The organism is Burkholderiales bacterium, assembly GCA_015075645.1.
GTDB lineage: Bacteria > Pseudomonadota > Gammaproteobacteria > Burkholderiales > Casimicrobiaceae > VBCG01.
The window spans coordinates 283,697-306,502 of the sequence record JABTUF010000004.1 but is presented as its reverse complement, the minus strand read 5'-3'; the positions used below and the strand labels follow the sequence as shown (position 1 = coordinate 306,502).

Annotated in this window: 20 protein-coding genes and 1 tRNA gene; 9 read left to right on the top strand and 12 right to left on the bottom strand. The window is 70.4% G+C overall.

Going from position 1 to position 22,806, the window contains the following annotated elements; translation table 11 throughout:
* Nucleotides 1-9: 9 nt before the first annotated feature.
* Nucleotides 10-558: a hypothetical protein gene (locus tag HS109_11745; GenBank protein MBE7523044.1), complete on the bottom strand. Its 549-nt coding sequence runs from the start codon at nt 556-558 to the stop codon at nt 10-12.
* Nucleotides 559-607: 49 nt separating this feature from the next.
* Nucleotides 608-1,126 (bottom strand): hypothetical protein, encoded by a 519-nt coding sequence (locus HS109_11740; GenBank protein ID MBE7523043.1) that lies wholly within the window; start codon nt 1,124-1,126, stop codon nt 608-610.
* 371 nt (nt 1,127-1,497) lie between these two features.
* Here HS109_11740 and HS109_11735 point away from each other — a divergent pair, with 371 nt between their 5' ends.
* Together HS109_11735 and HS109_11730 are read left to right on the top strand one after the other, a co-directional pair.
* Nucleotides 1,498-2,868 (top strand): TrpB-like pyridoxal phosphate-dependent enzyme, encoded by a 1,371-nt coding sequence (locus HS109_11735; protein ID MBE7523042.1) that lies wholly within the window; start codon nt 1,498-1,500, stop codon nt 2,866-2,868.
* 8 nt (nt 2,869-2,876) lie between these two features.
* The gene (locus tag HS109_11730; GenBank protein ID MBE7523041.1) at nt 2,877-4,769 is read left to right on the top strand and encodes an ATP-binding cassette domain-containing protein; all 1,893 of its coding nucleotides are present in this window, start codon (nt 2,877-2,879) and stop codon (nt 4,767-4,769) included.
* Nucleotides 4,770-4,857: 88 nt separating this feature from the next.
* On the opposite strand, the gene HS109_11725 is transcribed toward HS109_11730, so the two are convergent.
* A tRNA-Met gene (locus HS109_11725) sits at nt 4,858-4,934 on the bottom strand.
* A gap of 122 nt (nt 4,935-5,056) precedes the next feature.
* The gene (locus HS109_11720) at nt 5,057-5,434 is read right to left on the bottom strand and encodes a hypothetical protein (GenBank protein ID MBE7523040.1); all 378 of its coding nucleotides are present in this window, start codon (nt 5,432-5,434) and stop codon (nt 5,057-5,059) included.
* A 463-nt stretch (nt 5,435-5,897) separates the two neighbouring features.
* On the opposite strand from HS109_11720, the gene HS109_11715 reads away from it, so the two are divergent.
* Nucleotides 5,898-8,618 (top strand): AAA family ATPase, encoded by a 2,721-nt coding sequence (locus tag HS109_11715; protein ID MBE7523039.1) that lies wholly within the window; start codon nt 5,898-5,900, stop codon nt 8,616-8,618.
* Nucleotides 8,619-8,841: 223 nt separating this feature from the next.
* Nucleotides 8,842-9,039, top strand: coding sequence for a hypothetical protein (locus HS109_11710; GenBank protein ID MBE7523038.1), 198 nt, complete (start codon nt 8,842-8,844; stop codon nt 9,037-9,039).
* A 295-nt stretch (nt 9,040-9,334) separates the two neighbouring features.
* On the opposite strand, the gene HS109_11705 is transcribed toward HS109_11710, so the two are convergent.
* Nucleotides 9,335-10,012: a glutathione peroxidase gene (locus tag HS109_11705; GenBank protein ID MBE7523037.1), complete on the bottom strand. Its 678-nt coding sequence runs from the start codon at nt 10,010-10,012 to the stop codon at nt 9,335-9,337.
* A 12-nt stretch (nt 10,013-10,024) separates the two neighbouring features.
* Between HS109_11705 and HS109_11700 the strand changes: the two genes are divergently transcribed.
* Complete coding sequence (locus tag HS109_11700; GenBank protein ID MBE7523036.1) at nt 10,025-10,951, top strand: MerR family transcriptional regulator; 927 nt, start codon at nt 10,025-10,027, stop codon at nt 10,949-10,951.
* A gap of 24 nt (nt 10,952-10,975) precedes the next feature.
* On the top strand, nt 10,976-11,923 hold the full coding sequence (locus HS109_11695) for an alpha/beta fold hydrolase (protein MBE7523035.1): 948 nt from the start codon (nt 10,976-10,978) through the stop codon (nt 11,921-11,923).
* A 218-nt stretch (nt 11,924-12,141) separates the two neighbouring features.
* On the opposite strand, the gene HS109_11690 is transcribed toward HS109_11695, so the two are convergent.
* Nucleotides 12,142-14,127 (bottom strand): SDR family oxidoreductase, encoded by a 1,986-nt coding sequence (locus HS109_11690; protein ID MBE7523034.1) that lies wholly within the window; start codon nt 14,125-14,127, stop codon nt 12,142-12,144.
* Between the two features lie 220 nt (nt 14,128-14,347).
* Between HS109_11690 and HS109_11685 the strand changes: the two genes are divergently transcribed.
* A complete protein-coding gene (locus HS109_11685; protein ID MBE7523033.1) occupies nt 14,348-15,010 on the top strand; it encodes a phasin family protein in 663 nt (220 codons plus the stop codon).
* A 93-nt stretch (nt 15,011-15,103) separates the two neighbouring features.
* Here HS109_11685 and HS109_11680 read toward each other — a convergent pair whose 3' ends face one another.
* Nucleotides 15,104-15,379 carry an acyl-CoA-binding protein gene (locus HS109_11680; GenBank protein ID MBE7523032.1) on the bottom strand — a complete coding sequence of 92 codons (276 nt, stop codon included), beginning with the start codon at nt 15,377-15,379 and terminating at the stop codon, nt 15,104-15,106.
* A 129-nt stretch (nt 15,380-15,508) separates the two neighbouring features.
* Between HS109_11680 and HS109_11675 the strand changes: the two genes are divergently transcribed.
* Both HS109_11675 and HS109_11670 read left to right on the top strand, forming a co-directional pair.
* Nucleotides 15,509-16,978 carry a wax ester/triacylglycerol synthase family O-acyltransferase gene (locus HS109_11675; GenBank protein ID MBE7523031.1) on the top strand — a complete coding sequence of 490 codons (1,470 nt, stop codon included), beginning with the start codon at nt 15,509-15,511 and terminating at the stop codon, nt 16,976-16,978.
* Nucleotides 16,979-16,983: 5 nt separating this feature from the next.
* Nucleotides 16,984-17,664: a hypothetical protein gene (locus HS109_11670; GenBank protein ID MBE7523030.1), complete on the top strand. Its 681-nt coding sequence runs from the start codon at nt 16,984-16,986 to the stop codon at nt 17,662-17,664.
* A 47-nt stretch (nt 17,665-17,711) separates the two neighbouring features.
* Here HS109_11670 and HS109_11665 read toward each other — a convergent pair whose 3' ends face one another.
* The 5 genes from HS109_11665 to HS109_11645 all read right to left on the bottom strand — a co-directional run bounded on the left by HS109_11665 (nt 17,712) and on the right by HS109_11645 (nt 22,802).
* Nucleotides 17,712-18,488: a hypothetical protein gene (locus HS109_11665; protein MBE7523029.1), complete on the bottom strand. Its 777-nt coding sequence runs from the start codon at nt 18,486-18,488 to the stop codon at nt 17,712-17,714.
* Nucleotides 18,489-18,502: 14 nt separating this feature from the next.
* Nucleotides 18,503-19,144, bottom strand: coding sequence for a TetR/AcrR family transcriptional regulator (locus tag HS109_11660; protein ID MBE7523028.1), 642 nt, complete (start codon nt 19,142-19,144; stop codon nt 18,503-18,505).
* 78 nt (nt 19,145-19,222) lie between these two features.
* Nucleotides 19,223-20,518 carry a patatin-like phospholipase family protein gene (locus tag HS109_11655; protein ID MBE7523027.1) on the bottom strand — a complete coding sequence of 432 codons (1,296 nt, stop codon included), beginning with the start codon at nt 20,516-20,518 and terminating at the stop codon, nt 19,223-19,225.
* A 58-nt stretch (nt 20,519-20,576) separates the two neighbouring features.
* Nucleotides 20,577-21,038, bottom strand: coding sequence for a phasin family protein (locus HS109_11650; protein ID MBE7523026.1), 462 nt, complete (start codon nt 21,036-21,038; stop codon nt 20,577-20,579).
* A 138-nt stretch (nt 21,039-21,176) separates the two neighbouring features.
* Nucleotides 21,177-22,802, bottom strand: a complete 1,626-nt coding sequence (locus tag HS109_11645) for a GMC family oxidoreductase (protein MBE7523025.1) — start codon at nt 22,800-22,802, stop codon at nt 21,177-21,179.
* Between the last annotated feature and the right edge of the window lie 4 nt (nt 22,803-22,806).

Genomic DNA, 22,806 nt, shown 5'->3' with positions numbered 1-22,806 from the left:
CGAAGGACGTCAGCCGTTGCGGATCCAGGGGTCGAACTCGCAGACGACCCCGGACTTCATCTCGCGAAAGCGCAGCATGTAGTCGTAGGTCTCGGTGTTCGTGTTCGCGTTCTTCCAGCGGAACCGCTGCTTGCACGCCATCGTGGGGTTGGGATCCGCGTTACCGTTGTTGGTCTCGGTGGTGCCCATCTCGCCAAACTGTCCATCGTCCTCGACCTCCTTGAGGAACGCCCCGTCGCCCGAGCCGGGGCAGAACCGGAACTCCTTGTCGGCCTGGTCGGTCTTCAGTATCCACACCATCCGCACGTTGTGCTTCGTCCCGGTCAAGTTCACGTTGACGGCGTCGGCGGCGTTGGCGTTCTTGAACGCGCAGCGGTTCTTCTTGGTGAGCTTGACGAGGACCTCGATCTTGCACTTGTCATCGCCATCGTTGGGGCAGTCGATGGCGCTGACGCGCACCGGCGGAACCTGCGCGCTCGGCGTGTTCCATGCGGCGACCATCACGGCGAGCGTGGCGACGCCGACCGACCCCAATGCAATCGTGCGAATGCGTGGCATGGCGGTTCTCCCCTGAGGTTGCTGCGGCAAGTCCGTGGCTCCCACCTTCTCAGCCGTTGCGGATCCACGGATCGATCGTGCACGACCGCCCGCTCTTCGGATCGGAGAAGCGGATCTGGTAGGCGTGCGTGCTGCCGGGATTCGCGTTCGCCCAGCGCCAGGAGCGGAACGGCCGGCACTGCGTCTCGGTGTCGAGGTGTTTGCGCGAACCGGCGGCGTCGTCGACGCCGAAGCTCTCGTAGACGTCGCCGCGTGCACCGTCGAATCCGGGCTTCAGGGTAACGCTGTCGCGGTCGCAGAACGCGAAGCCGCGCGGCGCCTCCCACTGCAGGAAGACCGGCCGGCGGCCCGTGAGTTCGAGCTCGCCGGGCTCGACCCGGAAACTGCCGAGCGCACAGGTGTGCGGGCCGGTCGAGTCCTCGACGACGCGTATCTCGCAGTGCGCGCCGGGCCGCGACGTGTCGCAGCGCACCCACTTGGCATCGAGCGGTACCGAAAGCGGCGCGGTGGCGCACGCAGAGACGAGGAACGTGGCACCGACGCAGAACGACAGACGCGAGATGGACATGTCCGGTTCTCCCCGAGAGTGGCCCGCGTTGGCGGACCGTCGAACGGTTGATCGAAACCCAGGACAACTTGTAGCGGACAGGCGGCAGTCTGGCCCTGTTCGCGCTGCGTCGCAATCGTCCGGACAGGGGAATCTTCGCGTTTCGACCGCTGGAGGCGGGGCCGGTCGTCCACGGGTGCGCTCGGATGCTGCGGCGCGGAACCCGCCGCTGGCGCGCCTGACAGGTTGACCCGGATCAAGCGCGTTCGTCTTCGACCGTCCCGGCCGTGTCGCCGGTTTTCGGAGCGCTACACTCGCCGCTCGACCGCTCGACCGCTCGACCGCTCGACCGCTCGCCGGCCGCTCCGCTCCACGCACCCGAAGGATGGGACATGAACGACACCGTCAAGTACGTGCTCGATGAATCGCGCATTCCGCGCGCCTGGTACAACCTGCAGGCCGACCTGCCGAAGCCGCTGCCCCCGGTGCTGCATCCGGGCACGAAGAAACCGGTCGGGCCCGACGACCTCGCGCCGCTCTTCCCGATGGAGCTGATCCTGCAGGAGGTCACGCAGGAGCGGGAGGTGCCGATCCCCGAGCCCGTGCGCGACGTGTACCGGCAGTGGCGGCCCTCGCCGCTCTACCGCGCACGGCGGCTCGAGAAGGCGCTGCAGACGCCGGCGCACATCTACTACAAGTACGAGGGCGTCTCGCCCGCCGGCAGCCACAAGCCGAACACCGCCGTGCCGCAGGCGTTCTACAACCGCGAGGCCGGGGTGCGCAAGCTCGTGACCGAGACCGGCGCGGGCCAGTGGGGCAGTTCGCTCGCGTTCGCGGGCGCGCTGTTCGGCATCGACGTGCAGGTGTTCATGGTGCGCGTGTCCTACGACCAGAAGCCGTACCGGCGCGCGCTGATGGAGACCTACGGCGCGAGGTGCGTCGCCTCGCCGTCGAACCTCACCCACGCGGGCCGCGCGATCCTCGCGCAGCGGCCCGACCATCCGGGCAGCCTCGGCATCGCGATCTCGGAGGCGGTCGAGATCGCCGCGCAGCACGACGACACCAAGTACGCGCTCGGCAGCGTGCTGAACCACGTGCTGCTGCACCAGACCGTCGTCGGGCAGGAGGCGATCGAGCAGTTCGCGCTGACCGGCGACTGGCCGGACGTCATCGTCGGCTGCACCGGCGGCGGTTCCAACTTCGCGGGCCTCGCCTTCCCGTTCATCGGCGCGCAGCTTCGCGGCGGACGCAAGATCGACGTGGTCGCGGTCGAGCCGGCGGCGTGCCCCTCGCTCACGCGCGGGCGCTACGCCTACGACTTCGGCGACACCGCGCACCTGACGCCGCTCACCAAGATGCACACGCTGGGCTCGACCTTCACGCCGCCGGGCTTCCACGCGGGCGGCCTGCGCTACCACGGGATGGCGCCGATGGTGTCGCACCTGCAGGAACTCGGCCTCATCCGCTCGATCGCCTACCACCAGTCGAAGGTGTTCGACGCCGGCGTCCAGTTCGCGCGCGCCGAGGGCATCGTGCCCGCGCCCGAGGCGAATCACGCGGTGCGCGCCGCGATCGACGAGGCGATCCGCTGCCGCGAGGAAGGCGTCTCGCGCACGATCCTGTTCATCCTGTCCGGCCACGGCCACTTCGACATGCAGGCCTACATCGACTACTTCGGCGGCAAGCTTCAGGACCTCGACTACGACGAGTCCGAACTCGCGATGGCGTTGGCAGGCTTGCCGAGCGTCGCCGAGGTCGCCTGACCTCACGGATGTCGCTCGTCGCGATCCAGGACGCCGAACTCGCCTACGGCCTCCATCCGCTGCTCGACCGCGCCGGACTGACCGTCGCCGAAGGCGAGCGGATCGGGCTCATCGGGCGCAACGGCACCGGCAAATCGTCGCTCCTCGCGGCGATCGCCGGAACCCTCGCGCTCGACGACGGCGAGATCCGGCGCCGCGACGGCCTGCGCATCGCGATGGTCGAGCAGGAGCCCGTGCTGCCGGTCGCGTCATCGCTGCGCGAGAGCCTGGTGCTGCGCGGCCACGTCGAGCGGATGGCCGACGAGCGCGAGCGCTGGCGCGTCGAGGCGCGGCTCAACGAGTTCCTGCACCGGCTCGGCCTCGACGAAGCGGCGGATCCGGCGTCGGCGTCGGGCGGCGAGCGCAAGCGGGCGGCGCTCGCGCTCGCGTTCGCGCTCGAGCCCGACCTGCTGTTGCTCGACGAACCGACCAACCACCTCGACATCGACGCGATCGCGCAACTCGAGGAACTCGTGCGGCGCGCGGGCGCGTCGATCGTGATCACGCACGACCGCGCGTTCCTCGACGCGGTGGCGACGCGGATCGTCGAACTCGATCGCGGTCTGTTGCGCTCGTACCCGGGCAACTTCGCCGCCTGTCAGGCACGCAAGGCCGGAGAACTCGCGGCCGAGGCGGTCGAGCGCCGCAAGTTCGACAAGTTCTGGGCGCAGGAGGAAGCCTGGATCCGCAAGGGCGTCGAGGCGCGGCGCACGCGCAACGAGGGGCGCGTCAAGCGCCTCGAGCGGCTGCGCGAGGAGCGCGCGGCGAGGCGCGAACGCCTCGGCAACGTGAAGCTCTCGCTCGACGCGGGCGCGAGTTCGGGCAAGCTCGTCGCGGAGCTGGAGAACGTCACGAAGCGCTTCGGCGATCGCACGATCGTGCGCGACCTGTCGCTCGTCGTCATGCGCGGCGACCGGCTCGGACTGATCGGACCGAACGGTGCGGGCAAGACGACGCTGATCCGCCTCATCCTCGGCGCGCTCGCGCCCGACGAGGGGCAGGTGCGGCTCGGCACCAACCTCGAGGTCGCGTACTTCGACCAGATGCGCGAACAGCTCGACCCCGAGCGCACGCTCGCCGACACCATCAGCCCGGGCTCCGAGTGGATCGAGATCGGCGGGCAGCGGCGGCACGTGCTCACCTACCTGGGCGAGTTCCTGTTCCCGCCGGAGCGCGTGAACGCGCCGGTGAAGACGCTCTCCGGCGGCGAGCGCAACCGCTTGCTGCTCGCGCGGCTGTTCGCGCGGCCGGCGAACCTGCTCGTGCTCGACGAGCCGACCAACGACCTCGACATCGAGTCGCTCGAACTCCTCGAGGAGACGCTGCAGGGTTACACCGGGACGCTCTTGCTCGTGAGCCACGACCGCGCGTTCCTCGACAACGTGGTGACGCAGACGCTCGTCGCGGAAGGCGCAGGCAAGTGGCAGGAGTACGCGGGCGGCTACAGCGACTGGGTCGTCCAGCGCCAGAGGGGCGCGGACGCCGGAGCGAATGCCGGAGCCGTCATTCCTGCCGGAACGGTTGTCGAATCGCGCAGGTCGCGGGGAGCGTCGTCAGCGGAACCGGGTACGGCGGAGCGCGAAGATCAGGCGCCTGCGTCGACGATGTCCGTCCGCGTGAAGCTCACGTTCAAGGAGCAGCGCGAACTCGAATCGCTGCCCGCGGAACTGGAGGCGCTCGAGCGCGAGCAGCACGAGATCACCGCCCGGATGTGCGCGCCCGACTACCATCGCCACGGACCGGAGGCGCATCGGCGCGACCGGGCGCGCGCGGAGGAGGTCGAGCGCCTGCTCGCGGTGCGGTTCGAGCGCTGGGCGGCGCTCGAGGACAAGGCGGCTGCGGCGACGAAGGGGAAGGGCTGATCGGTGCGCGTCGGGGGCGGCGACCGGCTCGATAGCGGGCGGGTCCCGGGAAAGCCGAAGGCCCGCGCTTGGGGCGGGCCTTCGTGATTGGTGGCGAGCCAGGGACTCGAACCCCGGACCAAAGGATTATGATTCCTCTGCTCTAACCAGCTGAGCTAGCTCGCCAAAGCTTTCGATTATCGCAGTCATCCTGAATTGCGTCAAATCGTATCTTGGGCGTCCCGAGTGGCGAGCTCGAAGGTCCGACGCTGTTGACGCCGCACCGGACCCTGGCGGAGGACCTCGGCTCAGCAGCCGTGCGGGCCCGGGACGTATGCGCTGCCGCCCGCAGCCGTCGATGCGTCGATGCGTTCGACCAGCGCGAGGGCCGTCGCGGAACCGGCCTTGGCAGCCTGCACCAGGTAGTAACGCGAAAGCGTGAGGTCACGCAGGACGTGCGAGCCGTCCGGCGCCCGTCCTTCGTACAGCGCTCGTCCGGCCGCTTCCGCAGCCAAGGGGTCGCCTTGCGCGGCGCGCTGCTCGATATCCGCGAATGAGGCGGCCGTCGAGCGGCTCGAGGAGCGCGCGGGGTCGGCGGACGCGGTGATCTGGGCGAAGGACGGACCCGCCAGCAGGAAAGCGAGTGCGGCAAGGGGAATCGCGAAACGCGTGTCGAATCGATTCATGGTTGCTACCTCCGTCAAGGGTCGGTGACGCGCTCCGCGGTCGGGGCGCGGGCGAATCCAACGCACGACCGACGAGGCTCGTCCGCCCGGGAATGCCGGAGCAGTTCAGGTGCGGACATCCTCGACTGCCGGGTCGCGTGCGGCTCGGTCTGCCTGCCCGGAGCTCTCCTTGGCCATGCGGGCCCTGGTGAGCGCGGACGTGCCGATCGTGAAACGTGCCGCCGGGCTTCTTGTAGCCAAGCAGCCGTTAACCGACCGTTAACAACCACGATGAAAAGAGGGACACTCCCGAGAACGTCGTCTTGGGTCCGCAGTCGAAGACATGACCTTGAATCTCGACCGAGGAGTGCGCTGGGAAGGTGAACGCGGTGAATCGACGCGGCTGCCTTCCACTCTGCCCGTCGCGCTGCTCCTTGTCCTAGCACGCCGGGGAGAGTGGACAACGCGAACGGCGTTGTGCTCGATGTTCTGGCCCGAGGCGGACACCGAGAGGGCGCAACTCAACCTGCGCGTCAACTTGCACAAGGCGCGCAACCTCCTCGTGCGCCTCGGGGTCGAGGTCCCGATCGAGGCTGACCGAAGAGGGATGCGATGGGCTCCCCGGGTGACCACGGGCGAGGAAGATCCGGACTGCGGGACGCTGGCAGAGGGATTCGAGATCCCGGAATTCGAGCGCTTCGCACGATGGCTGCACGGCTGGCGCGCAGCGTGCGGCAGGGACAACGGGGCCGCGGACACCGACGATGACGACGACCTGCAGCAGGGCCTCCCGTTGGCGCAGCGCTTCTACGGCCGGCGCACGGAACAGGCGAGGCTTCGTGCCTCGACAGTGCAAGCCCTGGTCGTCGCAGGCGAGCCTGGCGTGGGCAAGAGCCGTCTCGTCGCCGCGGCGCTCGGGCCGACAATTTGGCTCAGCTGCCGGGAGGGCCTGCGCCAAGCGTCCTTCGGGGCGGTCGCCGACCTGTTCGCCACCCACCCCGAATGGCTGGAGGATCTCGGTGCCTATCGACTCGACGTGGCGCGCCTGTTGCCGGACGTCGCACCGGGCGAACCGCTACCTCCACTGGACGCGCTGACCGCGCGTGTCAGGCTGTTCGAGGCGCTCGCGAGGATCGTCGAGCGCAGTGCCGATCTGATCGCCGTCGACGATCTGCAGTGGGCCGATCCCGCGAGCGTCGAGTGGCTCGTGATGCTCGCGCACCGCGGACGCGTGCGCTGGGTCGCGACCGCCCGCAGCGAGGAGATGCCTGCTTCGACCCAGTCCGCGCTCGACGCGCTGTTGTCGAAAGGGCTCCTCGAGCAGTTGCCGTTGCAGGGCTTGGATCGCCACGCCATGAACGCGCTGCTCCATGACCGTCGGCCCGATCTTGCGGGCCGGCGGAGCTTTCCGCAGGCGCACGCGTGGCTCGACGCGATTGGTTCCTACACGGGCGGCAACGCGTTCTGCGCGATCGAACTGGCCGACACGTTGTCGGTCGACGATCGACCAGAGCGGCTCGACCGGATTCCGCTGCCCGAACGCGTCGCGCTGATGGTGCGGCGGCGTTGGGAGCGGCTCGACGCCGAGGCGCGCGCGGTCGTCGACGCGTGCGCGCTGACGATTGGCGTACCGACACTTGCCCAGCTCGCGGCAATGACCGGACTGGCTCCCTCGGCGACGCTCTCCTCGCTCGAAGCTTCGCAGCGTCATGGCCTTACTCGCGACACTGCTTGCCGGCACGACGTGGTGCGCGAAGCGGTCCGCGCGGCGATCCTGCCCTGCCGTGCCGCCGAGATGCATGCGCGCGCTGCCGACTATCTTGCGCGCTCCGGCGCCGAGCCCGAGCACGTCGCCCATCACTGGCGCGCGGGCGGCCGTCCCGAGGCGGCCTGGCCTTGGGTGCTGCGGGTCGCCCAGCGGCTGAAGCATCGTGGAGAACGCGATGCGGCGGTGGCGGCACTGCGCGAAGTGCGCGAGTCGACGCAGGATCCCGCCTTGTCGTTGCGCGCCGAGATCATGCTCGCGCAGGAGCATCTGTTCGACGACCTGCCAGCGGGCCGGACCGCGCTCGAGTCGGCGCTCGCCCGGGCCCACGGCCTCACTTCGAGGGAGGAGCGGCGGGCAATAGAAGCGCACGCGCTCGCAGGCCTCGTCGACAATGCCGTATTCACGGGCGATCTCGGTCGTGCACGTCGGCTCGCCCGAGCACTGCGTGAGCGACTGCCCTGTGCGGATCGCGACGTGCTGATCGAAGCGCATCAGGTGCTGATCGAGGCGACGATGCGGCTCGCCGATGGCGACGCCGCGAGATCGTCGCTCCGGGCGCTGGTGGAGGCGCGGACCGCACCGGCGATCGTGTTGTCGTTCGAGGCGCAGATCCATTGGTTCCTGGGTGCGGTGCGCGAGGCCCGGCGCGCGTTCGAGGTGCTGCTCGCGAGACATCCCGAGTATTGCCGCGGGCTCACGATCGAGAACGACCTCGCGGTCATGTGCCACGCCCTGGGCGACCTCGATGCCGCCGAGACGATGGCGCGGCGCAGTCTGCGGAGCTGGGCGGGCAACGCGCACACCGAGGCGCTCTCGTCGCTCGTTCTCGGCTCGGCGCTGACGAGCATGGGGCGATTCGCGGAGGCGGTCGAGGCGTTGGACCACGCGGAGACGCTTGGGCGACGTCAAGGCTCCGCGCTCTTCGTCGGTGAAGCGCTGGCCCGGCGCTCGCGCACCCAGTGGTGCGAAGGTGATCTGGGCGCGGCAGTCGCGTCGGCGGTCGCGGCGCGCGAGGCTTCGGGTCTCCTCGACGAGCCGCTGCGCGGAAGTGGGCTTGCGCTCGCGGAGGTACTCGCAACGGTCAGCGCGACTGGAGCCTTCCCGGCACGACCATGCGAACAGCTCGACGCGCTGGCAGCACGGAGCGACCACCCCCTCGTCCATGCGCGGACCTGGCGGGCGCGCATCGTGGTTGCAGAATGCCGGGGTCGGCGCACGGTGGCGCTCGAGGCGGCCCGTCGTCTGGTAGCCGCGGCTCGCGACGCCGGACTCCTCGAGTGGGTGTGCGAGGGCCTCGAGCAGGTGGCACGGTGGGCAGCCGGCGCCGAGGCTCAGGCGGCACACGCCGAAGCGGTCGCGCTCGCCAGCGCGCAAGGATTCGGCTGGCTCGTTCCCAAGCTCGCCGGGCTGTGCGCGCCGCGGCAGGCAGCGACCTGACACGAGGCCCCTGCCGGCCGCGTCCCGCCATCGAGGAGTACGCCATAGTCCGGGGCGCGTCCGGCAGGTCCGCTCCGTCCGGGCCGCCGGCGATTCGTCCGGAGACGGTGCCGGTTCGTCGCGAACGTCTCGCAGCGTGAATCCGTTTTGCCCAGACTCCGCATCCAAGAGACGGACACCACAAGAGGCGATACGCAAGACCTCACCCGAACCGGAGCCCGCCATGTATACCCCGATGACGAAGTTCGAACGCGCCGGCCTCGCGACCCTCGCGGCGGCGCTCTCGCTCGCGACGCTCTTCGCCGCGACGCTGGTCCCGATGCACGCCGAACAGGCGACGGTGTCGGCGAAGGCGAAGCCCGCGGTCGAGACGGTGCTCGTGCGCTACGAACCGCTCGAGCGCGCCACGCGCCTCAACTGATCGCGATCGATCCGCCGCGACGCCCGTTCACGCGGGCGTCGCGGCGTTCTGGTCATGCCTCATCTTCGCGAACACGGCGAAGGCGCGTCCGGCGAGATTTGCGCCTGCCTCCTGCCACCGGCCGACTGCGCTGCGCGCGGCCGGTGCGGCATTGCGTTCGCCGGCGGCGCCGCGAGGTCGATCGGCGGCGCAGACCTGTCCGCCGTTGCGATCGTCGAGCGCGCGATGGCGCGCGCGGACGCGACGCGGCGGCGTGCCGCGGACTGCGCTTCGGGCCGGATACGCTGAGGGCCGATCAGCCCGGCGGCGCCGGCTCGGCGAGCCACGCCTCGATCTGCCCCACGAGTTCGGGGCTCCCCGGCTCGACGTCGCTCCTGAAACTGCGGACGTTGGTGCCGCGGCGGTCGATCAGGTACTTGTGGAAGTTCCACTTCGGCGGCTGGCCGGTCCTCGCGGCGAGCGCGCCGAAGACCGGATTGGTCGCGACGCCCTTCACCGACGACTTTTCGAACATCGGGAACTCGACGCCGTAGGTCGAGCGGCAGAACTCGGCGATCTCGCGGTTGGTGCCCGGCTCCTGCCCGCCGAAGTCGTTCGACGGGAACCCGATCACGACGAGGCCGCGATCGCGGTACTTGCGGTAGAGCGCTTCGAGTCCCTCGTACTGCCGGGTGTAGCCGCAGTAGCTCGCGGTGTTGACCACCAGCACGACCTTGCCGCGGTAGTCGCACAGCGACTGCGTCTGGCCGCCCTGCAGCCGCTCGAAGCTGTAGTCGAGCAGCGCAGGGCAGGCTGCACTGCCCGCACCCTGCGCCGGCACCGCGCAGGTCACGAGCGCGATCACGGCCAGCGTGACGATGCACGCCCGCTGGGTGCACGCATGGTGATCCGCGCGAAGATTCACGTCGTGGGGAGCCTTCCGCCTTCGCCGACCACAGTAGAATTCGCCCGAGAGACTGTCAAGCACCTGCACCCGCCCGCGACCATGACTCCGCCCCTCGGTTCTGCTCCCGCGCCGGGTTTCAACATCGGCGCCGTCGAGCGGGAAACCGGCCTGTCGAAGGACCTGCTGCGGGTGTGGGAGCGTCGCTACGGGTTTCCCCGGCCGGCGCGCGATGCCGGCGGCGAGCGGCTCTATTCACCCTACGAGGTGTCGAAGCTTCGCGCGATCAAGCGGCTGATGGACGTGGGCATGCGTCCAGGCAAGGTCGTCAACCAGTCGCTCGACGCGCTCCACGCGCTGGCGGGCGCGCGCGCGGGCGAGGGCCATGGCGAGAGTTCGCCGGAACCGGTGCGCGACGTGGTCGCGCTCGTGCGGGCGCACGACGCCTGCGGACTGCAGCAGCTTCTCGCCCAGCGCGTGATGCGCCAGGGCCTGCAGCCGTTCGTGCTGGAGACGCTCGCGCCGCTCAACCGCGAGATCGGCGCGGCGTGGATGCGCGGCGACCTGCAGGTGTTCGAGGAGCACCAGTACACCGAAGCCGCGCACGTCGCGCTGCGCACCGCGATCAACACCTTCCCGCGCACGCCGGAGAACTCGCCGCGCGTGCTGCTGACGACGTTCCCGCGCGAGCCCCACCACCTTGGCCTCTTGATGGTCGAGGCGCTGCTCGTGCCCGAGGGCGCGTATTGCATCTCGCTCGGCACGCAGACCCCGGTGGAGGACATCCGGCGCGCCGCGCTCGCGCACCGCGCGAACATCGTCGCGCTCTCGTTCTCGGGTGCCTATCCGATGCGCGCGGCGGTCGAGGGGCTCGCGACGCTGCGCGCGCAACTGCCGGCGCACATGGAGATCTGGGCCGGCGGCGAGATGACGCGCCGAGTGCGCAGGACGCTCGCCGGCGTGGCGCTCATGTCCGATCTCGCGGCGACGGTTCCGGCACTTCGCGGCTGGAAGGCGCGGCGCGGCTGATCCGCGCGCGGGCGCGTTCGCGCGATGTGGACGGCGATCGCGTTGTGGTCGATCAACGGCGCGCTCCTCGCGGGCTACGTCTTCGTCGCGGCGCGACAGGTCGCGGCCGGCGGCGCGGCGTGGCCGTGGATCGTCGCGGTTCCGGTCATCTACTTCGCGATCGTGTTCGTGATGACCGCGGTCTATTTCGCGATCGCCTGGGTGCGACGCTCGCCACGGCCGGGCGACCGGCGGGTCGGCATGCGGGCCTCATTGCGCCTGTTCGCGCGCGAGTTCTGGGCGCTCGCCGGCGCAACGCCTCGTCTCATGGCCTACCGCCGGATCGGCCGCGACCCGCCGCGTGCGCCCGCGCGCGATCCGGTGCTGCTGCTGCACGGCGTGCTATGCAACGCCGGCGTGTGGCGGTCGATGAAGCGGCGCCTGTCCGCGCAGGGGATCGGCCCGCTGTACGCGCTCTCCTACGGCCCGCCGCTCGCGTCGATCGACCTCTTCGCCGAGCAGGTCGCCTCGAAGATCGACGCGATCCTCGCGGCCACCGGCGCGGCACAGGTGTCGGTCGTCGCGCACAGCATGGGCGGGCTCGTCGCGCGCGCCTACCTGCGCCGCTACGGCGGCGCGAAGCTGCGGAAGGTGATCACGATCGGCACGCCGCACGCCGGCAGCGCGCACGCCTGGATGTTCCCCGGCGTCTCGCTCGCGCAGTTGCGGCCGGGCAACGCCTGGCTCGCCGCGCTGCCGATTCCGTCGCGCGACAGCACACCGCCATTCGTGTCGCTGTGGTCGTGGCACGACTCGATGGTCGCGCCGCAGACCTCCGCCCGCCTCGAATACGGCCGCAACATCGAGCTGACCGGCGTCGGCCACAACGCGCTCCTCACCGATCCGGAGGTCGCGCGGCGCGTGGCCGAGGAACTGCGGGCTTCCGGCCCCGATACCGCGGTGAGTCAGGCGGTAGGTCAGACTTCAGTCTGACGATGCTGCATCGAAGCGAAAAGCGTCCGGCTGAAGCCGGACCCACACGGTGGCGAGGCGAAGGGCGTCAGGCTGAAGCCGGACCTACGAGGTTCTCGCTGCATCGACGCGAAAGGCGTCAGGCTGAAGCCTGACCCACAAGAACCCCGCAACGGCGCTCAATGCGCCGCCGCCGGAAACTCCGCTGCCACTGACAACTGACAACTGACAACTGAAACCTACCAATGGATACCCTGCGTGATCTGCGCGAACGCGATCTGCTCGGCGGAGAGCGACTGTGATTCCCCGTCCTTCTTGCCCTGTGCCGCCGCGGAATCGGGGAACATGTTGAACGCGGTGTTGAGCAGGACCTGCGTGAGCTTGGGCGCGATCGCGTGGCAGACGGCGCCGAAGATGCCGAGGCGCGTCGCGATGCGGACCGGGCGGTGCACGATCGCGTCGACGACGAGGCCGGCCGCTTCCTCGGGCGAGAGCGTCGGGACGTTGTCGTAGATCCTCGTCGGCGCGATCATCGGCGTGCGCACCAGCGGCATGTTGATGTTGGTGAACGCGATGCCCTTGTCGAGCAGTTCCGAGGCCGCGCACTCCGAGAACGCGTCGAGCGCGGACTTCGACGCGACGTAGGCCGAGAACCGCGGCGCGCGCGACAGCACGCCGATCGAACTGATGTTGATGACCTGTCCGCGCTTCTTGCCGACCATCGCGGGCAGGAACGCGAGGATCAGCTTGACCGCGCCGAAGTAGTTGAGCTGCATCGTGCGCTCGAAGTCGTGGAAGCGGTCGATCGAGTTGATCACCGCGCGGCGGATCGAGCGGCCGGCGTTGTTCACGAGGAAATCGACGCCGTGGTGGTCGGCGAGCACGCGCTTGGCGAGCAGGTCGATCGCGGCCATGTCGGTCAGGTCGCAGGAGTAGGTGAAGCAGGCGCCGCCCTTCGCGGCGATCTCCTTGCGCGTGACCTCCAGCTTCTCGGGGTCGCGCGCGACGATGACCACCTTCGCGCCCGCGTCGGCGAGGCGGTGCGCGGTCGCCTGCCCGATGCCCGACGAGCCTCCGGTGACCACGACGACCTTGCCCTTGACCCGGCCCGACAGGCTGCGGTCGATGAAGAGGTCCGGGTCGAGGTTGCGCTCCCAGTAGTCCCACAACCGGTAGGCGTAGCTGTCGAGCGGCGGCACCTCGATGCCCGAGCCCTTGAGCGCCTTCGCCGCCTGGCGGTTGTCGTAGCGGGTCGGCCAGTTGACGAACTGGAACACGTCGCGCGGGATGCCGAGGTCGTTCAGCGTCACCTTGATCGCGCGCTTGACCGGCGCGAGCGACGCGACGCCGTAGACGACCGGCGCGGGGATGAAGCCGAACATCTTCGCGTTGACGCGCATCGTCATCTGCGGCGCGTGCGCGGCCTTCGCGAAGATGTTGAGCACCTCGCCGATGCGGTGCGGCGAGGGATCGGTCAGGTGGAAGCACTTGCCGTCGAGTCCGGGCTTGTGCGCGAGATGGTCGATCGCGTCCGCGACGAAATCCACCGGCACGATGTTGATGCGCCCGCCCTCGATGCCGATCGTGGGCATCCACGGCGGCAGCAGGTCGCGCATCTTCTGGATCGTCTTGAAGAAGTAGTAGGGGCCGTCGATCTTGTCGATCTCGCCGGTCTTCGAGTGGCCGACGACGAATCCGGGCCGGTAGACGCGGAACGCGCCCTCGCGCTCCTTGCGCACGACGCCCTCGGACTCGTGCTTGGTGCTGAAGTACGGGTGGACGAGTTCCTCGGCCTCCTCGAACATGTCCTCGCGGAACACGCCTTCGTAGAGGCCGGCCGCGGCGATCGACGAGACGTGGTGGAAGCAGCCGGCGCGCACCGCCGCGGCGAACTTCACCGCGTGCCTCGTGCCCTCGACGTTGGTGAGCTTCTGATCTTCGGCCGAGGCGTTGAGATCGTAGATCGCGGCGAGGTGGAAGAAATGGTCGATCTTGCCGGCGAGCTTCTTCGTGTCGGCGGCGGAGACGCCCAGGTTCTTCGCCGAGAGATCGCCGTGCACGGCGATCAGTTGCTTGTCCGTCGCCTCGAGCGAACGCTTGAGCGCGTCGAGCTTCTTCTGCGAACCCTTGCGGACCAGCGCGTAGACCGGCTTGCCGCGCTTCAGCAGATTCTCGACGAGGTAGCGGCCGATGAACCCGGTCGCGCCGGTGACGAAGTAGGCCATGGACTCCTCCTGCGCTCGCGCGGTCGCGCGCCCGGCCGCCGCGGCGCCGCCTCGCGCGGACACCCTGGCCGGGCCGCCGATTATACGGGCGGCGCGCGCCCCCCGAAGCGCGCCGCTGCGGCAGTCCCGCTTTAGTATGATTGCTCTATCGGCGGTTCCTAGAATGCGTCGATGGCCGGCGCGACCGCGTCGGTCCGGCGAACGCCCGCGGGAGAACGCGATGCTGAAGCAGGCGAAGGCGAAAGCGAAGTCCGAGTCGACCGGCGCTTCCGGGGCGCACGATGCGCTGTCCGACCTGCCGAAGTCGATTCTCGACTCGTCGCGGCAGATCTGGCTCGCGGGCCTGGGCGCCTTCTCGAAGGCGCAGGCCGGCGGCATGAAGGTGTTCGAGACGCTCGTCGAGCAGGGCGAGGTCCTGGAGAAGAAGACGCGCCACGTCGCGGCGGATGCGGCGGCGGTCGCGCGTGGCGCCGCCAGGGCGAAGGCGAAGGAGGTTCAGGCGATGGCGGGCGGCACCTGGGACAAGCTCGAGCAGGTCTTCGAGGACCGCGTGGCGCGCGCGCTGTCGAAGCTCGGCGTGCACACGCAGAGCGACGTCGAGCGCCTCGCGGAACGCGTCGACGCGCTCTCCGAGGCGGTGAACGAACTCCTCAAGGCAACCGGCGTCGAGCCGAAGCGCAAGGCGCCCGCTTCGCCGGTGAAGAAGATCGTGAAGGGCGCGGTGAAGACGGCGGCGCGTTCCGCCAGCACCGCCGCGAGAACGGCGAGCGGCGCGGTCGATGCCGCGACCCGGACCGCGAGCGGCGCGGTGGGCGCCGCCACCCGCACCGCGAAGCGCACGGTCCGCACCGCGCGCAAGGTGGTCAAGGGCGCGCTGGGCTGACGCTCCGCACGCAGGCATCCGGCACCCGGCCCGCGACATGCGGGCCTCGTTGTTCGGGGGCGCGACCGATCGCCTGCGGCGCCCGCGACCGCGTCATGCGCGGTTGAGCTTCTCGACCTGCTTGATGTAGTTCGTCATCGCGTCGTCGCGGCTCATGCCCTCGAGCTTCGACCACGCGTCGTGCTTCGCGCCGCCGACGAAGTCGAACCCGCCCGGTCGGTCGCCCTTGACGTCGCCCTCGGTCGCCTGCTTGTAGTACGAGTAGAGCTTGAGCAGCGTGGCGTTGTCGGGCTTCTTCTTCGTCTGCTTCGCCGCGGCGGCCGCGGCCTCGAACTTGCCCTTCAGATCGTCCTTCTTCGCGGCGGCCATCGTGGTCTCCCCTCGGATCGTGCCCCGGGATGCACGGGGTTTCGTGCTACTTTAGCGCGAACGCGAAAGCACCCGCAACGCACGGGCGCGACGGCGCCACTCCCTCCCAAGCCACGATTCCCACGCCCGATGGCAGCGACGTCCCGGCGCGAGAAGGTCTCCGCGGTCGACACCGCCTGGCTGCGGATGGACCGTCCGCACAACCTGATGATGATCACCGGCGTCCTCCTGTTCCGGGAGCGGCTGCCGATCGCGCGGTTGCGGCGGCTCCTCGACGAGCGCTTCCTCGTGTTCCGGCGCTTCCGGCAGCGCCCGGTCGCGGCGGCCGGCATGATGTTCTGGGAGCCCGCGCGCGACTTCGACCTCGATCGCCACGTGGTGCACACGGCGCTGCCCGCGCCTGCCGGCCGGCGCGAGTTGCAGTCGCTCGTCTCCCGCCTCGCGGCCGTCCCTCTCGATCCCGCCCATCCGCGCTGGCAGTTCCACCTCGTCGACAACCTCGACGGCGGCAGCGCGGTGATCGTGCGCATCCACCACTGCTACGCGGACGGCATCGCGCTGGTGCGCGTCATGCTGTCGATGACCGACGCCGCGGAGCACGGTCCTCCGGCGATGCCGTTCGAGCCGCCCGCGCGCAAGCGCGCCGCCCCCGACGACGACCCGGTCGCGCAACTGCTGGAGCCGTTCGCCGGCGTCCTCGCGACGGCGCGCTGGATCGGCGGCACGCTGGTCGACAAGGGCGTCGAGCTGTGGACCGATCCGTCGAAGGCGCTCGCGCTCGCGAACCAGGGCGGCGCGATGACCGCGGAGATCGCGAACCTCACGCTGATGGAGCAGGACTCGCCGACCCGCTTCAAGGGCAAGCCGGCGATCGCCAAGCGCGTCGCCTGGGCCGAAGCGCTGCCGCTCGACGAAGTGAAGACGATCGGGCGCGCGCTGGGCGGCTCGGTCAACGACGTGCTCCTCGCCTGCGTCGCCGGCGCGCTCGGCCACTACCTGCGCGACAAGGGCGACGACACCGACGGCGTGACGCTGCGCGCGCTGGTGCCGGTGAACCTGCGGCCGATGGAGAAGGCATACAAGCTCGGCAACCAGTTCGGGCTCGTGTTCCTCGACCTGCCGATCGGCATCCGCAATCCGGTCGAGCGGCTCTACGCGGTGCGCGACAACATGGCCGCGCTGAAGGGGAGCTTCCAGCCGGTGCTCGCGCTCGGCATCCTCGCGGCGATGGGCGCGGGCCCGAAGATCCTGCAGGAAACGCTGCTGTCGATCCTCGCTCGCAACGCGAGCGCGGTGATGACCAACGTGCCCGGTCCGCAGCAGCCGCTGTGGCTCGCCGGCGCGCGCATCGACAGCCTGATGTTCTGGGTGCCGCAGTCCGGCGACATCGGCATCGGCGCGTCGATCCTGTCCTACGACGGCAAGGTGCAGTTCGGCCTCATCGCCGATCGCGGGCTCTGCCCGGACCCCGGGCGCGTGATCGAGCGGTTCGGGCGCGAGTTCGAATCGCTCGTGCTCACCGCGCTCATGTGCCCGTGGGGCATCGAAGGCGACCTCGATCCGCGCAAGGTCGCGCGCGCGGTCGGCGCAGGCGGCTGAGTCCGGTGGCCGGCGGCCGCAGGACGCTGCTGTTCTGCACGTCCTACGTCGAGAACGAAGGGCAGTGGCGCGTGCGCGCGCGCCGCTGGCTCGACTACCACCTCGGCGTGCCGCTCGAGCGCGACGCGATCTTCATCATCGACGACGCGTCGCCGTACCTCGCTCCCGACCCCGACCTCCGCGTGATCGACGCGATCCCCGCTGCGCTCGATCCCGGACCGGCGGCGTGGCTCTACCGGTTCGCGCAGCGCGAGGGGCGCACCGGCATGAAGGGCCATCGCGGCTGGTGGCGGAGCTTCCTGCACTCGCTCGCGATCGCGCGCGCGCTCGACTTCACCCGCATCGTCCACGTCGAGTCCGACGCGTACCTGCTCTCGCGCAAGATCGTCGACCACGTGAACGCGCTCGACGCCGGCTGGACCGTGTTCTGGTGCCCGATGTACGACTTTCCCGAGCCGGCGCTGCAGGTGATCTGCGCCGACCAGTTCGACGCGATGGCGGCGGTCGCCGCACGCGGCCTAGACCAACTCACGCAGGGCATCGCCGAGCGCACGCTGCCGTTCACGAACGTCGAGCGGTCGTTCGCCGGGAACCGCTACGGCGAGCGCGGCCCGCGCATCCCCGGCTACGCCGACTACGCGTGCCAGGTCCACTATCCCGAGATGGTGGTGCGCTACCGCGGCTGAGTCCCGGCCGCGAGGCCGCGCGCTGCGGCGTCGCGCTGGGCTTCCCGCTACTCGAGTTCGGCCTTCGCGTGCTCGACGTCGAGCCGCTCCATCGCGTCGGCGGGCGCGATCTTCGCCGCTTCCCGGTAGAGCTTCTCGGCGTCGGCGATCTTCCCCTTGCCGTAGAGCAGCAGGAGTCCGTTCGCGTACTCGATGCGCGCGATCGCGGAATCCGGATGGAGCTTGATCGCCTTCTGGAAGTGCTCGACCGCGGAATCCTTCTTCGCGCCGTAGGTGACGCCGGCGACGATGCCGCCGACCTTGTCGATCACCTCGGCCTGGTAGGCGCCGTAGGCGATGTGCGCGTCGGCGTGCTTCGGTTCGAGCTTGATCGCGGTGGTGAGCGCGTCCTTGATCTTGCCGCCGTAGCCCTGCGCGAGCGCCTTCGCGACCGAGATGCCCTGGCTGTAGCGGCCGAGCGCGTAGGCGTAGAGGTAGTGCGCGTTGGCGTCCTTCGGCGCCTTGGCGCGCCGCGCCTCGGCCCAGCCCGCGGCCTCCTCGTAGAGCGTGACCTTCGCCTTCTCGCTCTTCTCGAGGTAGCTCGCGTAGACGACCTGCGCCTTGACCGCCGCGTTGATCCCCGCGTCGCCCGCGTCGAGGCCGGCCTCGACCGCGTCGGCGAACCGCCCGGCGTGGAACGCGGTCCACGCCGCGAGTACGGCGGCGTCCTTCGGCGCGGGTTCGGCGTCTCCGCGATGCAATCGCGCCCACGCCTTCTTCACCGCGGCGTCGTCCCGATCGATCGACTTGTCGGGGTAGGGGAACTTCGTCCACTTCCTCGCCATGACGCTTCTCCCGTTCAGAGATACTGCTCGCCGAGCCGTTCGATCAGCGCTCGTCCGTCGTTCGCCAGGTACGGCGCGACGAGCGCGAGGACCTGGTAGGCCGCATGGTCGAGTCGGGGAGGCGCGTCCGCCGCGCCCGCGCCGATCCCCTGGTACGCGAGCGCGTAGGTGGCGACGACGACGACGTTTCGCGCGAGCGTCGCGATCTCCCGTTCGCTCGCGTGCATCGCGCGCGCGGCCACCATCCCCCTGCACAACTCTATCACGGTCGATTCGCCGCGCCGCGCGAGTTCCGCGTAGCGCGTGGCGACGCGACGGTTGCGCGACGCGATCTCGCCCAGATCGCGGAACAGGAAGCGGTAGGCCCACATTCGCTCGAACAGCAGGTGGAGCAGCAGCCACAGGTCCTCGACGTCGGGCGCCCGGTCGGGCGGCGCGGCGAAGAGCGGCGCGACCTCCGCCTCGTAGCCGGCGTAGAGCTCGCCGATGATCTCGTCCTTGTTGCGGAAGTGGTAGTACAGGTTGCCCGGGCTGATGTTCATCTCGTCCGCGATGTGCGCCGTCGTGACCGAGGGCTCACCGTGGAGGTTGAACAGCGCGAGCGCGGTCTCGAGGATGCGCTCGCGCGTGCGGCGCGGACGTTTTTTCTCGGCCATCGCGTCTCCGGACTGCCGGAAGTGTAGCGCAGCGGCGCGAAGGCCGGAGAGGCTCCGCCACGCCGGAAGTTCGAGCCGCTACCGCGCTCCGGTCCGCCCCGCCCGCATCCAGCGCTCGAGGTGGTCGAGCGTGTGCTCGAGTTCGCGCGCGGTCGAGCGCACCGAACGCCGCGCCGCGGGATCCGCCCGGATCGGCCGCGGATCGACGAGCGCGGCGCGCACGTCGCGCCCGGCGTCGGCGAGGCGGTCCTCGCGGATCGTGATGCCGTGGCGCGCGAGGAGGGGCGCGAGCGACGTCGCGCGCGCGCGGAGGTTCTGGCGCGTCGTCGCGTAGGCGGTCGCGCACAGGCGCTTGCGCTGCGAGTAGCTGAAGATGTTCGCGAAGAACATGTCGACGTCCTCGCGGTCGGGCTCGAACAGCACGACGTCGGCGCCCGGATACTGGCGGTGGTACTTCTCCATGCCGACCTTCATGCGCGAGTGGATCACCGCGCGGAAGGTCTGCGACAGCACGAGCGGCAGGCCGCCGTGGTCGAGCTTGTCGACCGAGAGCCGGCCGCGCCGCGACGCGCCGGGCGCGTCGAACGGCACGAGCGGATTGACGCACAGCAGCAGCCCGATGCCTTCGTCCAGGGCGACGGAGGCGTGCAGCGTCTTGTTGAGCGCGCCGTCGACGTAGTGATCGCCGTCGATCTCGACCGGCGGGAAGAGGCCCGGCAGCGCGCTCGACGCCTCGATCGCGCGCGAGATCGGCACGTGGTCGTGGCCGGGCCGGCCGAAGGTCACCGACAGGCCGGTGTCGAGGTTGGTGGCGACGAGGTAGAGCTTGCGGCCGAGACGGCGGAAGTCGTTGGTGCGGCCCTTCGCGGAGAACACGCGCGCGAGGAAGGCGTCGATCGCGCCGTTGTCGAACATGCCGGTCGGCACCGCGCTCGCGAGCGTCGAGAAGCTCCGCATCACGCCGCGGCGGAACGGGTCGCGCAGGTAGTGCAGCGCCGCGCGGAAGGCGAGGCGGGGGAACACCGCCGCGCGCCGGCGGAACTCGCCCAGCGCGGGCTTCAGGAACACCTCGGGCTTCAGCGCGGCGTCGGCGCCGTCGTCGATGAAGAGCCGGTACATCTGCGCCGGCGAGATGCCGTTCGCGAGCGCGGCGGCGACGAAGCCGCCGGACGACACGCCGACGTACACCTCGAGGTCGTTGAGGTCGAGGCCCTCGAGCGAATCGGCGAGCGCGAGCAGCGCGCCGATCTCGTAGATCCCGCCGAGCGGTCCGCCGCCCGCGAGCGCGAGACCGATGCGCCGGCGGCGTGCGCTCCGCTTCGTGAGCGGTGCGCGCGCCGGGCGCTCGCGGGTTTTCGTGCCGCCTCGGGACATGCGCGTCGACGGCCCGCGGACGCGCCGCCGGCCGTCGTGTCGCACCGAAAGGCGCGGACTACGAGCGCTTCGCCGCGCGCTTGGCGGTGCGCTTCGCGCCCTTGACGGCGCGCTTGGCGCGCGTCCGCACGGCCTTCGCCGCGCGCGTACCGGCGGGCTTCGCCCGGAACGCGGTCGGCAGTTCGACCTTCGGGAGCCGCTTCGGCAGCGTTTCGCGCACGAGCGTCGTCGCGCTGTCGGCGGCGTGCTTCACCGTCCGGGTGACGCTGCCGCGCGTCTGGCGCCACAGGTCGTTGGCGAGCGAGATCGACGACTCGACGCGCTCGCCGACGAGGCGGAACGTGCGGGACTCGACCGCGGTGCCTTCCTTGACCAGCGTGCGGAACAGCGCGCCGGCTTCGTTCTGCGCCCAGTCGCGCGTCACGACCGCGGCGCCCAGGCCGGCGAGCCAGACCTGGCGCGAGGCGGCGAACAGCGCTTCGCCGGTGGGGACATTGCGGGGGGAATGCTGGGCAGCCATCGGAATCTCCTCGGAAAACGTGAGCGGGTCCCCGGAAGGTCCGGGGCGACGATCCACTCTAGCGGGAGCGCGCTAGAGGAAACATCCTAAAGACGGGTGCGCCGGGATCCGCGGCGCCCGACGCGTTGGCGCGATGCCTCACGCGGCCGGCGGACGCCGGGTGAGCGACGCCGCGAGTCCGGCGGAGAGCTTCGCGGCGAACGCGTAGATCGACAACTGCGGATTGGCGCCGACCGAGGTGGGGAAGATCGAGCCGTCCATGACGTGGAGGTTCGCGAGCGCGTGGTGCCGGCCGGAGGGGTCGACGACCGAACTCGCGGGATCGGGGCCCATCGGGCAGCCGCCCATCACGTGCGCGGACACCACCGGCGTCACGAGCGGCGCGAGCGCGAAGGCGTCGATGCCGGCGCGGGCGCCCGCCGCGCTGTCGAACGACGCGCCGTCGCCGTGGACCGGCATCACGTGCCGGGCGCCGGCGGCGAACTGGATCTCGGCCATCGCGCGGAACGCACGACGGATGCCGTCGAACAGGTAGGCGTTGAGCGGGTAGTCGAGGACCGGCGTGCCGTCGTCGCGCAGCGCGACCGAGCCGCCCGGGCTCTCCGCGTAGAAGCCGTCGCGCACCAGCGCGATCAGCACCTGCATGTTCGGCAGCGCGCGCATCCAGCGTGAGTGCGCCTCGCCGTGGCCGGTCAGCGTGATGGCCGCGAGGACCGGATGGACCGGCGGCGCCTCCAGCTTGAATCCGGCCGGGCCTCCGGGAGGCAGGCTGTCGAGGTAATGGTCCGAGTACACGGTCTGCGGCGCGCCGGCGAAGCCGTCGACGCGCTCCGGCATCAGCGCGGCGGAGACCACCGTCGGGTGCAGGAACGTGCGCTTGCCGACGAGGCGGTTCGGATCCGGCACGCCGCTCCGCAGCAGCAGCGCCGGCGTGCCGATCGCGCCCGCGGCGCAGACGTATGTGGACGCGCGGACGGACACGCGTCGCGCCGTCGGCGCGATGCCGGCGGAATCGAGCGCGCGCGCCTCCAGCCGCGTCACGCGGCCGCCTTCGATCGCGAACCGCTCCGCGCGCACGCGCGTCACCAGCTTCGCGCCGCGATCGAGGGCGGCGGGCAGCGTCGTGACCAGCATCGACTGCTTCGCGTTGGTCGGACAGCCGACGCCGCAGTAGCCGAGGTTCCAGCAGGCGCGCACGTTGCGCCGGATCGCCGCACTCGGGATGCCGAGCTTCGCCGCGCCGCGCGCGAGCGCGGCGTTGTTCGCGTTCGGCGCGATCTCCCAGGGCGCGATGCCGAGCCGGGCCTCCATCTGGGCGAACCAGGGCGCGAGGTCGTCGGTGGAGTATCCCGGCAGGTGGAACCTGCGCGCCCAGTGCTCGAGCGTCACGTCCGGCGTGCGGAACGAACTCGTCCAGTTGACCGTGGTGCCGCCGCCGACGCAGCGGCCCTGCAGGATGTTGATCGCGTGGTCGCGCGTCTTGCGCGCCGCCGATTCCTGATAGAGGTCGGGATACGCCTCCGATTCGCGCATGTGGAAGTCGGAGGACGAGCGCAGCGGCCCCTCCTCCAGGACCACGACGCGCAACCCCGCGAGCGCGAGCGTCTCCGCCGCGACGCCTCCGCCCGCGCCGCTGCCGACGATCGCGACGTCGGCCTCGATCGCGAGGTCCTGCGCGAGGCGCGAGGCGTCGACGACGTCCCAGCCGCCGGCGAGGCCGGTGCGGATCGGATCCGCGATGCGCGCGAGGGGAGCGGCGCTCATCGTC